Consider the following 13,109-nt stretch of genomic DNA (forward strand, 5'->3'; position numbering starts at 1 on the left):
TCTTTATATTTTCTACAAACCTTTAGATACTCCTGCTACCGTTCTGGTAATTTCTTGCACGATAAATTCCTGACTGCCGGGCTGGTCAACAGAAAGCCACCTTATTCTGTTATCCCTCCGAAACCAGGTCAATTGTCTTTTAGCAAATCTTCTGGTGTTTCTTTTTAAAACATCAACCGCCTGATCAAGGCTCATCGCTCCGGTCAGGTATGCTGCGATTTCTTTATAACCAAGGCCGCGCATGGAACTTAGTTCAGTTGAAAAACCCATTCTTAACAACCTTGCCACCTCTTCCACCAGGCCGGCAGCCAGCATAAGATCAACCCTCTGTTCTATTCTTTTGTACAATGCCTCCCTTTCCATAGTCAGGCCAAACATCAGCAAGTTATAGAGAGGTTGACCCGGCCGGTCAAGTGTATGATAACTTGAGATTGGCCTGCCAGTATGTTTGTGTACTTCTAGTGCCCTGATTATTCGTCTCACATCTCTTGGATGCAGTTTTTTGGCCGTCAGCGGGTCGATTTCGGACAGCTGTTTGTAGAGAGACTCAGGTCCGCGCTCAACCACCACATTTTGCAGGGCTTTCCTGTAAGATTCGTCCCCTCCAGTGTCACTGAAATCATAATCATCTATTACAGATCTTATATAAAGCCCTGTGCCGCCTACCATAAAAGGGATTTTATTCCTGCTTATAATATCCTTTATGATGCTCCTGGCCTGCTGCTGAAATAAAGAGACATTATACTCCTCGTCAGGTTCAACAATATCAATAAGATGATGGGTAATACCGCCCATCTGCTCAGCGGAGGGTTTGGCCGTGCCGATGTCCATACCCCGGTAGACCAGCATGGAGTCAGCGGAAATAATTTCCCCTCCTACAATAGCGGCTGCTTTTACACCTATATCACTTTTCCCTGTGGCGGTAGGTCCGGTAATAACCACCAGCGGTAAATTCTCCTGCATCGTCCCTTTCAATCCAACACCCCTTGCCTTTCCATGACTCCATAGGCTACGGGCGCGTAATTGCCTCCAACAACATGCTTAAACCCCAGACGTTCAAATTCAGCGCTGCCGCGTCTTTCTTTCAAAACCACTCTCTTTGCCGCCGCGCGCAGTGCCAAATTAATTGTTTCCTTTTCCACCGGCGCAGGGTCGGCAAGGAGGCGGACCGAGTTCATCGCGGGTGATTTATGACGCGGAGCGCGAAACATCGGGTCAAAATATATAATGTCATAGCTGCACGGCTCCAAACTGCTTAAATATGTCCTGTAATCAGTGTTAATCACATTAATCCGGCGCATAGCCGCAGTGATATCTTCTTCTTCAGGATATGTCGAAAGACCTGACCCCACCAGTACAGAAATTATAGGTGAAGCTTCCAGTCCTGTAACCCTGCCATTGGGACCGCTGACATAGCTGGCCACTATGGCGTCAGCCCCGGGTCCTAGTGTGCAGTCCAATACAGACTCCCCGGGCATAAGGGACATAGCCTTAATCATTTGGTCAGCCTTCCCATTTTTTAGCTCCTTTATACGCAGCCTGGCCAAGCCCGGGTGGAAAAAGAACTCCTGGCCTCCGCAAATAAAGGATGTCCTCTGGGCTGACACAACCAGTAAACCATCGACGCCGAATTTTTCGGTTATATCCTTAACTGACAAATCAGATCTTTCAGCAAAAGACACTTTAAACTCTGACGCAAGCTGTTTTGCCGCTTCTGTTTGGACGCATGTCGGGCGATGTGAAGTAGTGACTATAAAGCTTAAACAGGATACAGTCTTGCGGGGAAAGGTCTCTCCCAAGATTTTTACTCCTCGTGCCCGGTTAATCAAAATCTGCTTAAAGTAGTCAATATTTTTGTTTAAGAACGCTTAAACCTTTTCTCCAAGTCCTCGAATGACAAGCAGATCATGGTTGGCCTGCCGTGCGGGCAAGTGAAGGGATTCTCTGTCCCGGCCAGCCTGTCCAGCAGCGCTTCCATTGATGACTGCGATAGTCTTTCGCCGGCCTTTACCGCATTCCTGCAGGCAATAGCTGAGGCAAGATGGTTGAAGAATTCCGCCCGTGCAGCACCCGGACCTCTTTCCCTGAAATAATCCAGCATATCTAAGAGGAACTCCCTGGCCTGACCTTCCGGAAAATGCGGCGGTACGCCTCGCAAAAGAAAGGTATTGCCGCCAAAATGTTCTATTAAAAAACCTGCCTCATTAAACCAAATTATCCTCTCACTTAAAATCGCCATTTCCCTGTAATCCAATTCCAGTGTAACCGGCAGCAGCAGGCATTGGACCGGATTTTCTATTTTACGTGCGAGACATTCCTCATAGAGAATTCTCTCATGAGCGGCATGCTGGTCAATCAGGTAAAGCCCGTCTTCCCCCCCGGCCAGGATATAAGTTGGCTTAAGCCAGGCAAGTACATTTAAAACAGGCATCTTATTTTGCCTGCCGGCATAGTCAATTTTTTCTTCAGCTTCCGCAATGCCGTCAAAGCCGGCTGCAAAAGGCTCAAACCCGCTAGCCCGAGAGATCGTTTCCTCATCTAAGGACAGGTCTGTTTCCTCTTTTTTTACTAAATTAAATTCTTGCTGTTTATTTTCATCATCCGTTTTTAACACTGGCGCCGTCATGAAATTTCTTTTATCTTTGCGGCTGCCTGACAGGGTCTGGCTAATCTTTAATGAAGGAATGGCAGTCCTGACACGGAGCGCTTCTTTAAGCGTCCGGATAACCAGTTCGGCTGCTTCCTTTTCTTCTAAAAGACGCACCTCCAGTTTAGCCGGGTGGACATTCACATCGATCAGTTCAGGCGCGAGGGTCATTTCCAATACAGCCACAGGACTTCTTCCACGCGGCAGTATGGTCCGGTAGGCTTCTTCAACAGCTCCTCTTATCGCCGCACACTGCACATACCGCCCGTTGATGATAGTGGTTATATGGCTGCGGCTGCTGCGGCTTAACGCAGGTTTGGAGGTAAAGCCTTTTAATACCATTCCGCCTGCTGCGGCATCCACCAGGATCATCTCCCTGGCTTGCTCCGCTCCGTAAACTGATATTAAAGCATCTAACAATCTACCCGAACCGTTTGAATAAAATACTCTCCTGCCATTGTTTCTAAGCTCAAAACTTACTTCCGGCCTGGTCAGAGCCAGTCTTGTAATTATTTCACCACAAAGCGAGCCTTCCATAGAAGGGCTTTTCATGGTTTTTTTTCTAACCGGAGTGTTAAAGAACAGATCTTTTACAACTACTGTTGAGCCAGGCGGGCACCCCACCGGAACTACAGTGAGCAGAGACCCGCCAGCTGCCTCTGCTCTGGCGCCGTTTATGGCTTGAGCCACTCTGGTCGTGAAGGACATCCTTGATACCGCGGCAATGCTCGGGATGGCTTCACCTCTGAAGCCCAGTGTGCCAATCCGGCTCAGGTCGGACACAACGCTGATCTTACTGGTGGCGTGCCGCTCAAAGGCAAGCAGCAGGTCCTCCTCGTTCATGCCGCAGCCATCATCCGCCACTGTTACAGACGACAGGCCGCCCTCCTCAAGATCTGTAATGATCCTGCCCGCGCCCGCATCCAGTGAATTTTCAACCAGTTCCTTAACCACTGAAACAGGTCGCTCAACAACCTCTCCGGCGGCAATCTGGTTAATGGTCATTTCATCCAGTAAAATTATCTTCGCCAATACCTTACCTCAACGGCCCTCTGTCAGCCATTCCCTGGATTTTTCACAATCATAGCCATAAAAAGTATCGGAGTGTTTATCCTGGAGGTAAACATTGCGATACTGAGATGTTTTTTTCGACTGCTGGAATACATCCCCCGCTTCAGCCCGGCATTTGGGGCAAGCGGCAGCCGGCACGGAGATACACAGAGCAGTTGCCGGCCTGTTGAAGCCCAGATTTGCCTTAGTGTCAATAATTAAATACCCCGGGCAACAATCGCAAAGTCTCAGCTTCTCCAGCTGGTTTTCTTCAATATAATCCGTGTCGTAGAATATGTGCTTTTTCCTCTGGTAGTAGTTGCCGTTAACATCCCTTTTTTCAATTGGCGCATTATCCCGCGTCTCCCAGCGCTGCCTGAGCTCTTGCACTATCCGGCGCACCTGATCCTTGTGTTCGGGAGTTTCTTTGAAGCGCCCGGGCAAGTAGTCAGGCTCCTTCACACCTGAGTAATCCAGGCCGGCCAAGGCCAAGATAATTGACATATTAACATAAGGCAGCGCGGTCTCGATAGCATACCCGCCCTCAAGAACAGCGAGGTCCGGGCGCAGCTTTTCAGTCAGTTTAGCGTATCCCTGGGCGGTAATGCGCATGCTGCCCAGCGGATCGGTGTAATGGTTATCCTGTCCCGCAGAGTTAACTATGAAATCGGGTTTAAAATCTGCTAACACCGGCAGGATCAGATTGTCCACCACATAAAGCAGGCTGTCATCGGTAGTGCCCGGCGGCAGCGGGATATTAATGGTGCGGGCGTAAGCCCTGGGACCCCCCAACTCGTACGTAAAGCCTGTCCCGGGATACAAAGTCCGCCCGTCCTGGTGAAAAGATATAAACAAGACGTCCGGGTCGTGCCAGAAAATATCCTGGGTGCCGTCGCCGTGGTGGACATCTGTGTCTATAATCGCAATTCGTTTAATTTTATGCCGTGCGCGCAGGTATTCAACCATTATTGCTTCATTGTTAATATTGCAGAAACCGCGGTTGCCGTGCACTACCCGCATGGCGTGGTGCCCCGGCGGCCTTACCAGGGCAAAGCCGTTCTTAATCTCCCCTTGTACTATTTTGTCTGCCAGCAGGATTGCCGCACCTGCCGCAATCAGGTGCGCCTCCGTGATTTGGTCTTCGACTCTGGGCACACAGAAATGAGTCCTGGCCAAGTCGTGAATTAAGGCCAGAGACGGAGAGTATTCCTCAATCTGAGGCAAATCCATAATCCCTTCTTCAAAAATCTGGTCCCTGGTATAGAGAAGACGCTCTTCCCTTTCCGGGTGGGTTGGCGATATGGCCCAGTCAAAAGCAGGAAAGAAAATCAACCCGGTCTTTTTTGGCAATAACTTAGACATCAATATCACCCCCGTCCCCGACTCTGCCTGTAATACCCCGGGGGGTTTGCACCGTCACATCAAACAACCTGCCGCTGGTATGCCAATCCCTGATCATGTTGAAGACCTCCTGGCTGGCAACCTCTATTTCATCCGGATCCACTTCCAGCCCGTATTTGGCTGCTCTTTTGATCAAGCTTTCCTTGGCCAAATCCAGCGCCATCCGTTCGTTGAAATTTCTGTCCTTTATTTTTTCCTGCTGTCCTTCTTCCTGGATAATATAATAGCCCTGCTCAGTATCAGCCCTCAGGCTTACCTGCATCGTCGGCCTGGCAACCGCCGCCCCGATTGCGTTGGCTACCGCGGCGTACTGCGGGATATAGGGGGAACAGCCAAGCCTGTCAGCCACCTTGTTTACAAAACCGGCAGCCCCACCGCCAACGCCAACTACAAGTCGCGGCTTCTCTTTGTGCTTGTGCAGAACCTCCCACACCCTGTAAGCAGGCTCTTGCTCCCATTCCCAAAACATCTTCTCTATTTCGGCCGAAATATTTTCAACAACCTGGTCTATCACTCTGGCAGCAATGTCTTTGATCTCCCGCCCCAGTGCTTTGCCCAAAATGCCCATAGCTTCGGCAGCTCTGTCCTGGTCACCCAGCGAGGTCAGACCGAGGACGCGCAGGGCGTCTGTCGGGGTCGGGACCGGACCTCCCAGGCAATAGGCCTGGCCCTGTCTTTCAGAGCGAATTATGATCTTATTGCCATCCAACTCCAGGACACTGTCCCCACCGACCGGCACTGATTTAACAGCCAGAGCGCGAACCTGGGTCAACTGATCCCTGACCCTGGCGCCCTTTGCAGAAAGAAGCGGTTTGCCGCTTAATATTAAGGCCAGGTCGGTAGTGGTCCCTCCAATATCAACTACCACCGATGTTTCACCAGGCGGTGTCAAGGCCTGGACCCCCAGTGTGCTGGCCGCGGGGCCTGAGAAAATAGTTTCAACAGGCAATTCCTCGGAACCTTTTAAGGGCAGCGTCCCTCCATCCGCTTTCAGGATAAAAACGTCTGCATTTATTTCCCGTTCAGCCAGAGCTTGCTGGACGGAGTCCAGGAACGCACGGTACGGCTGGCGGGTGGCACAGGTCAGATATGTTGTCTCAGCACGCCTGGGGAAATTTAGCTTTCCTCCTACGCGCGACCCAAGTTCCACCTGCCAATCCGGATATTTTTCTTTAATGATAGCCTCCACCCGTTTTTCCTGGGAAGTGTTGCGGGGAGAAAACTTGCCAATCACGCCGACTTTATTACAGCCGCCGGCGGCGATTTTTGAAAGCGCCGCGTCGATTTCCTGTTTGTCTAAACGCGCAGTCACCCTGCCGCGGTAATCAACAGCTCCGGATATTATATGTACATATGGTTTTATTTTATAGTAATCGTGCGTGAGGCCGGGGCCAGGGATGAGCAGCAATTCAACCTGGTCATATTTATGCCCGGCAATCATGTTGGTAATGATAGTGGTACTAAAAACAATTCTTTTTATTTCCTTTTTGTCAGCATCTTTCAAGATCGTATCGATCGATTCCAGGAGGGAACTTAACAGGTTCTCCCTGGTTGGAATTTTAGCCATGGCACGAACCCTGTTGTTTTTCAGAAGAACAGCGTCTGTATACGTGCCCCCCACGTCTACACCCACATACATAGAGCAGCCCCCTTAGGCCATCAGATTGTTAAATATTTTTTTATCTATCTTTTTTTGCAGTTCATAAAGTTTGCTGATTGCTTCCAGTGGTGTCATGCCTAGAATATCAAGCTGGCGAATCTCTTCTATAACCGGGTTTTCAATACTGTCGTGCGAAAAAGATTTTTCCTCAAGGGCAGCGGCGGCCAGCTCATTTGATTGCCGCGCAGTTTCCAAACCCTTTAATATTTCCGTGGCACGGCTGATAATTTCCAATGGCAGGCCGGCCAGCTTGGCCACATGAATGCCGTAGCTGCGGTCCGCCCGCCCGTTAATCACCTTCCTTAAAAAAATAATATTTTCACCCTGCTCTTTAACAGCGACGTTCAGATTTACAATCCCCGGTATACTGTCGAGATCGGTTAGTTCAAGATAATGGGTGGAAAAAAGCGTTTTCGCGCCAATTCTCAAGTGTATGTATTCAGCCAGGGCTCTGGCTATGCTTATGCCGTCATAGGTGCTGGTCCCGCGTCCCACCTCGTCTAAAATGATCAAGCTTCTGGCGGTGGCTGAGGCAACTATTGAGCGGCACTCGTTCATTTCCACCATGAATGTGCTTTGTCCTCCGGCAATGTCGTCAGACGCCCCGATCCTGGTGAATATGCGGTCAACCAAATCTATTTTAGCTTCTGAGGCGGGCACGAAGCAGCCCAGCTGCGCCATTAAAACAATTAAGGCAACCTGCCGCATATACGTGCTCTTGCCCGCCATATTTGGTCCGGTTATCAACGCCAGGCGGTTTTGCTCATTATCCATCTCTGTATCATTGGGCACAAAAAGCCCGGGGCCAAGCGCTTTTTCCAGAACAGGATGGCGCCCGTCCCTGATCAGCAAGCGTCCATTATTGTTTATTTCAGGCCTGACGTACCGGCCGGCCGCCGAGGCCTCCGCCAGGGAATAGAGCGTGTCTGCCCCGGCTACGGCCTGAGCTGTACTCTGAATGCGCCGGATTTGCGCCAGCAGCTGGTCTCTGATTTGATTGAACAACCTGTTTTCCAACCGCAGCAGGCGCTCTTCCGCGCCTAAAATGTTGTCCTCGTACTCTTTCAGCTCGGGAGTTATGTACCTTTCGGCGTTGGCCAGGGTCTGCCTGCGCCTGTAATCATCCGGCACCATACTTAGATATGACTTGGTCACTTCCAGGTAATAGCCAAAAACTCTGTTATAACCGACTTTGAGAGACTTAATGCCGGTGCGGCTGCGCTCCCTCTCTTCCAAACCCGCCAGCATTGACCTGGCTTCCAGTTTCACTGAGCGCAGGCTGTCAACTTCTGAATTATATCCCTTTTTTATTATACCTCCGTCCCTCGTGGAAAGGGGCGGTTCATCAGCGATGGCATTATCTAGAAGTTCCTTAATATCCTCCATCGGATCTATATCATCACTGATTCTTTTTAAGATAGCGGCTGTTGACTGGCTTAAAAGCTTCTTCAAAGGGCTGAGCTGGGCAAGAGATTTACGCAGGGCGATTAAATCACGGGGATTAACCGTGCCAAAAGAAATCTTGCCTGCTAACCGCTCCAGGTCATATATGTTTTTCAGCACGTTTTTATAATCCTGGCGGGATAAGGTACTGCCAACCAGCTCTTCAACCGCGTCCAGGCGTTCTATAACATCTTCTTTTATTAACAACGGCTGCTCGATCCAGTTTCTGAGCAGCCTGCCGCCCATTGAAGTAACAGTATAATCAAGTACGGAAAGCAGGGTGAACTTTTTTGTGTTGTCTGACATAGAGCGGGTTAATTCCAGGTTGCGCCTGGCTGTTAGGTCTAGCAGCATATATTTTCCCGGCTGGTAAAATTGAATTTCATTAAGATGTGCAAGGTCCCTTTTTTGAGTGTCCTTTAAAAAACTGACCAGTGCGCCGGCAGCGGTAACGGCAAGGCCGGGGCTGACTGTTTCCAAATTCAAAAAAGAATTTTCGCCAAACTGCGCTTCCAGAGCGCGCACAGCTTGCGCCCGGGAAAATGCTTTATTTGAGTAACCGCTGACAACAGGCCCCATCAGTCTCAACTCATCGGCAAGCGGACCTGTCCAGTGGAAAATTCCCTGGCCGTTTTCTTCTTCCTCTGTAAAGGGCACGATCACCTCTGCGGGCATGATCCTGGCGATCTCTTCCATAACATCGTGATAAGCCCTGGCGCCGGAGAAGGAACAAACCATGAAACTCCCGGTGGTTATATCTGTTACCGCCAGGCCGTACCCATTTTCATCCTGAGCCACACATGCCAGAAAGTTATTTTTCTTTTCCTCCAGCAGCTGCCCTTCCATAATGGTGCCGGGCGTAATGACCCTGGTAACTTCCCGCCTTACTATGCCCTTAGCCTCCGCAGGGTCCTCAACCTGGTCGCAGATAGCCACCCGGTAGCCCTTTCCGATCAGCTTCGCTATATAACCGTCTACGGCATGATATGGCACGCCGCACATGGGCACTCGCTCCGAACTTCCTCCATCCCTTCCGGTAAGAGTTATCTCAAGTTCCCTCGCAGCGACGGAGGCGTCGTCGAAAAACATTTCATAGAAATCTCCCAGGCGAAAAAAAAGGATGGCATCCGGATATTGTCCCTTTATCTCAAGATACTGCCTGATCATTGGTGTAAAACTCACCGGTATCCCTCCTGGTGAACATTATAGCATATGGGATCATAAACCAAAAGCAAGAAAACCCTGGCTAACCTCAGGGTGTTCTTGGGCTTTAAGTTTAGCAATAATCGAAGGATCTGATTTTTAACAGCTGCAGCTTCCGCCGCCGCAGCCGCAGCTGTCATCGTCACACTCGCACCCTTGCTGGTTCATGCCAATAGCTTCGTCAAGAATATTGTTGACAGTTTCCAGCAATTTAAAAAATTCCTGCTGTGCTTTGATAAAATTATAAACATAAGGATTATCAAGCATTTTTGACTCAAGATCCTCAAGTTCTTTTTTCTGCCCGTCCGTCAACGCTATACCCTGAGACAGGATCACCTGAAAAGACTGCTGTTTTTCATTGAAGGCTTTAACAACATCGTATGCGTGAGGATCCTTCAACATCATTTCCTCTGCTTCTCTAAAGTTGATTAGTTCTTTCGAGACAGCAAGTTCGGCTCCGAGTTCTCTTGCTTTATCCAATATTGACATTTCCCAACCTCCATATTTTTTATTAATGAGTATTCCTTAAACGCAAAAAATAAGAACTAAAACATTGGACAGGATTTACAAGATTAAACAGGATTAACAGGATTTTATTATTAAATAAATGATTTTTATTTTATTACTCATATATATCTTTTAAGGTTGCCTTGTAAGACTTTTGCAAAGTTTTCTTTAAATCCTGTTAATCTTATCAAATCCTGTTAATCCTGTCTATTTGTTTTATCTTTATTATTTCTATTAGTTTTACACTATCTCACCAGCCAGATGGGCTATTTGTGCAGCTGTAATTCTCACCTTGATGGTCTTGCCGGTAAGATCTTCGGCAGATGGGAAAAGGACCATTTTGTTGCCTCTGTTTCTGCCAAACTGAAGTCCTTTGCCCTTTTTACTTTCACCTTCAACCAGTACTTCCTGTATCCTTCCTATCTCTTCAATACTCCTTTCAAGGCTGATTCTGTTTTGAAGCCTGATTAGATTCTGGATCCGCTCCTTTTTTTCCTCTTCGGAAACCTGGCCCTCCATCCCTGCTGCCGGAGTACCGGGCCTGGTGTTATAGATAAAGGTATAGGCGCTGTCAAAGCGGGCCTGCCGCACAAGGTCCATTGTATCATTAAAGTCTTCCTGGCTTTCGCCTGGAAAACCCACCATAATATCTGTAGTTACAGTTGCCAGGGGGACCAAGGCTTTGATTTCGGCAATTAGATTCAAATATGCCTCCCTGGTATAGCCCCTGCCCATCTTTTTCAGTATTTTATTGCTGCCGGCCTGGACAGGCAGGTGGAAATGTTCACACACCTTGGCGGAAGCAGCTATTACTTTAATAAGTTTTTCATTAAAATCCCTGGGGTGAGAGGTCATATACCTTATTCGCTCAATGCCGCTTTCATCTTCCAGCTTTTTCAGCAGATCAGCGAAATCAAAACCGCTGCCTGAATCCTTGCCGTAAGAGTTAACATTCTGGCCGAGCAGTATTATTTCTTTATAGCCCTGTCCGGCAAGACTGGCGGCCTCAGCCACTATGTCCTCCGGTTTACGGCTCCGCTCCCTTCCCCTGACATACGGGACGATACAATAGGTGCAAAAGTTATTACACCCGTACATAATGGTTAACCAGGCCCGGACTCCTTCTTTCCTTCTTACCGGCAGGTCTTCCTTGATTACAGGCGAGCCCGGCCAGACCTCCGTAACTGCCTCCCTGCTTTCCTCAACACGGGTAATCAGCTCAGGCAGCTGGTGGACGTTGTGAGTGCCAAAAACCAGATCAACGTAAGGGAACAGCTGCCGGATCCTGGCGGCCATGTGTTCCTGCTGGGGCATACAGCCACAAACTCCGATAATCAGCTCAGGGTTTCCCATTTTTTGACGGCGAAGTCTTCCCAGCAGCGAAAATACTTTATTCTCGGCGGTTTCCCGTACACAGCACGTGTTTAAAAGAATGATGCCGGCCCTTTCCATTTCACCGGTTGGAGTATACCCTAAAGTCTCAAGTATTCCCGCCAGCACTTCTGAGTCATGCTCATTCATCTGACAGCCGAAAGTTTTTATTAGATACGATTTCAAGAAAAGACCTGCCCTATTAGAGATTTATAACAATTATAACGGTAATTGACTTTCCGCGCAAACATCCCGTGGCGGTATCAATAATAGCTGCAAATTATCCGACTGTAAAGCCGGCTGGCAAATTGAAAATAAATATTAAGATATATAAAATAGGAAATATTTATTAACTGTAGAAATAAGTAATGATAAGGCTCGGAGGTGCTGTTAATGGGAAAATTAGCTGGTATAGCAGTTCTTGCCGGAATGATCATTTCTGTAACCGGATCTTTTTTAGGCAATGAAAACCTTAAAATATCCGGATACTTAATTCTGCTGGTTATTGCCACTTTGGCTGGTTACCGTTTTCTAAGATTTTCCGCCACGACTCCCGTAATTGAAATTACAGGAACGTGTATCGACCTTAAAAAACTTCCCACGCATTACACACTTTCTTTGCGTACAGGTGTGGGCATTTATTCAGGTCAGGCCAATCTAAAAGTTGCCGGTGACATCAATAAGGGTGACAAGCTAAGTTTAAAAGTCAAAGGCCCGGTTATTCTTGAGGCTAAAAAGATATAATTAAAAATGTTGAGGCAACAGCAGGTATAAATATGCACATGAAACAGAATACTTTTCTTAACGATAAATTGGAGGTGATTGCAGTTGGTTGATACCGGAATCAAGGCTGAACTTCAAAATTGTATCAGAAACGCCCAGAACTGCATGATGGACATGGGTATAGAGCTGGATAAGCTGCCGGCTGAGGGTCATCAGGAAAAGAAAAGGCTTAAGGATCTATGTGACAAAACAGGCTCCCTGCTCAAGGAAGCTCAGCAGAGATGTGAAAAGCTGTTCTAAAAAAAAGCTGTTTACGAAGGAGGTTTTCCTGCTTTAACCGGGAAAACCTCCTGTTTTTAACCCCTTTCACCTTTAAGATAAACATGTTATAATGCTTAATAATCAATTAGCCCTGTGAGAAGCCGCTTTTGCTCTATTATTTTTAGGGGAGGCGAGTATTTTGCCGCAAATGGAAGATCTGGCAGCAGCTGTACAACTGATTGAAATGCAGTTAAAAGATATCGATAATATAAGCACTAAAGTCCCGTACGGGCTGGAATATTCTTTCTGGGAAAACTTTACGGCCAAAATCATTGACCGGATTTACGGGAATGAGTCCAGGCAGCGGCATGGCTTTGAGCAGGCCGGTCGGGAAGGCTGTTTTTCAGTTTTTGACACTTACTCCGAAAACCGGAGAAGAGAAGACTTTTTAGAGATATTAAGCTGTAAAAAGGAATACCTGGAAAACCTGATTAAAGATTTAAATAATCGAATCCAAGGGAAAACAACCGAATCTTCCGTTGAAACGAACGAATTTGGCATAACTGCAGACATAGATGTTTATTCCGAGGAAATATCGAAATCACACGAGGCTTCTCCTTTAGACCACGCCATCTATGAAATCATAGCAAAAATAAAAGACCCCGCCCTAAAGAAAGAAGCGAGGATCAACCTGATAGCTTTAAGGGACGAACTTTTAAGACCTTCTCCTTCCTGGCTGAAGCTTAAAAATCACATGATCTGGCTGATTGAATTTGGCAAGGAGGAGTTTTTTGCGATCCTGCCTTTTGTCGTCCTCTATATCAGGAAAATTGCCGATTAATA

11 protein-coding genes are annotated in these 13,109 nt (G+C 47.9%); 3 read left to right on the forward strand and 8 right to left on the reverse strand.

What is annotated here, in order from left to right:
• Nucleotides 1-12 precede the first annotated feature (12 nt).
• The 8 genes from miaA to miaB all read right to left on the reverse strand — a co-directional run bounded on the left by miaA (nucleotide 13) and on the right by miaB (nucleotide 11,468).
• Nucleotides 13-975, reverse strand: a complete 963-nt coding sequence (gene miaA, locus Pmgp_RS04340) for a tRNA (adenosine(37)-N6)-dimethylallyltransferase MiaA (protein ID WP_345789123.1) — start codon at nucleotides 973-975, stop codon at nucleotides 13-15.
• A complete protein-coding gene (locus tag Pmgp_RS04345; protein WP_243119724.1) occupies nucleotides 972-1,799 on the reverse strand; it encodes a class I SAM-dependent methyltransferase in 828 nt (275 codons plus the stop codon). Before Pmgp_RS04345 ends, miaA begins: the two co-directional genes overlap by 4 nt.
• Nucleotides 1,800-1,858: 59 nt before the next feature.
• A complete protein-coding gene (gene mutL, locus Pmgp_RS04350; RefSeq protein ID WP_134212749.1) occupies nucleotides 1,859-3,679 on the reverse strand; it encodes a DNA mismatch repair endonuclease MutL in 1,821 nt (606 codons plus the stop codon).
• Between the two features lie 9 nt (nucleotides 3,680-3,688).
• On the reverse strand, nucleotides 3,689-5,059 hold the full coding sequence (locus tag Pmgp_RS04355; RefSeq protein WP_243119725.1) for a histone deacetylase family protein: 1,371 nt from the start codon (nucleotides 5,057-5,059) through the stop codon (nucleotides 3,689-3,691).
• Nucleotides 5,052-6,737: a hydantoinase/oxoprolinase family protein gene (locus Pmgp_RS04360; RefSeq protein ID WP_134212750.1), complete on the reverse strand. Its 1,686-nt coding sequence runs from the start codon at nucleotides 6,735-6,737 to the stop codon at nucleotides 5,052-5,054. Before Pmgp_RS04360 ends, Pmgp_RS04355 begins: the two co-directional genes overlap by 8 nt.
• A 12-nt stretch (nucleotides 6,738-6,749) precedes the next feature.
• Entirely contained in the window at nucleotides 6,750-9,368 is a 2,619-nt protein-coding gene (gene mutS / locus Pmgp_RS04365; RefSeq protein ID WP_134212829.1) for a DNA mismatch repair protein MutS, read from the reverse strand.
• Between the two features lie 135 nt (nucleotides 9,369-9,503).
• Nucleotides 9,504-9,893, reverse strand: coding sequence for a YlbF/YmcA family competence regulator (locus Pmgp_RS04370; RefSeq protein WP_134212751.1), 390 nt, complete (start codon nucleotides 9,891-9,893; stop codon nucleotides 9,504-9,506).
• Between the two features lie 258 nt (nucleotides 9,894-10,151).
• On the reverse strand, nucleotides 10,152-11,468 hold the full coding sequence (miaB, locus tag Pmgp_RS04375; RefSeq protein WP_134212752.1) for a tRNA (N6-isopentenyl adenosine(37)-C2)-methylthiotransferase MiaB: 1,317 nt from the start codon (nucleotides 11,466-11,468) through the stop codon (nucleotides 10,152-10,154).
• Nucleotides 11,469-11,675: 207 nt separating this feature from the next.
• Between miaB and Pmgp_RS04380 the strand changes: the two genes are divergently transcribed.
• From Pmgp_RS04380 to Pmgp_RS04390, 3 genes are all read left to right on the forward strand, one after another.
• Nucleotides 11,676-12,026 carry a hypothetical protein gene (locus Pmgp_RS04380; RefSeq protein ID WP_134212753.1) on the forward strand — a complete coding sequence of 117 codons (351 nt, stop codon included), beginning with the start codon at nucleotides 11,676-11,678 and terminating at the stop codon, nucleotides 12,024-12,026.
• 84 nt (nucleotides 12,027-12,110) lie between these two features.
• The gene (locus Pmgp_RS04385; protein WP_134212754.1) at nucleotides 12,111-12,305 is read left to right on the forward strand and encodes a hypothetical protein; all 195 of its coding nucleotides are present in this window, start codon (nucleotides 12,111-12,113) and stop codon (nucleotides 12,303-12,305) included.
• A gap of 160 nt (nucleotides 12,306-12,465) precedes the next feature.
• Nucleotides 12,466-13,107 carry a hypothetical protein gene (locus Pmgp_RS04390; RefSeq protein ID WP_134212755.1) on the forward strand — a complete coding sequence of 214 codons (642 nt, stop codon included), beginning with the start codon at nucleotides 12,466-12,468 and terminating at the stop codon, nucleotides 13,105-13,107.
• Nucleotides 13,108-13,109 lie beyond the last annotated feature (2 nt).

The sequence above is a fragment of the Pelotomaculum propionicicum genome (assembly GCF_004369225.1).
GTDB classification, from domain to species: domain Bacteria; phylum Bacillota; class Desulfotomaculia; order Desulfotomaculales; family Pelotomaculaceae; genus Pelotomaculum_B; species Pelotomaculum_B propionicicum.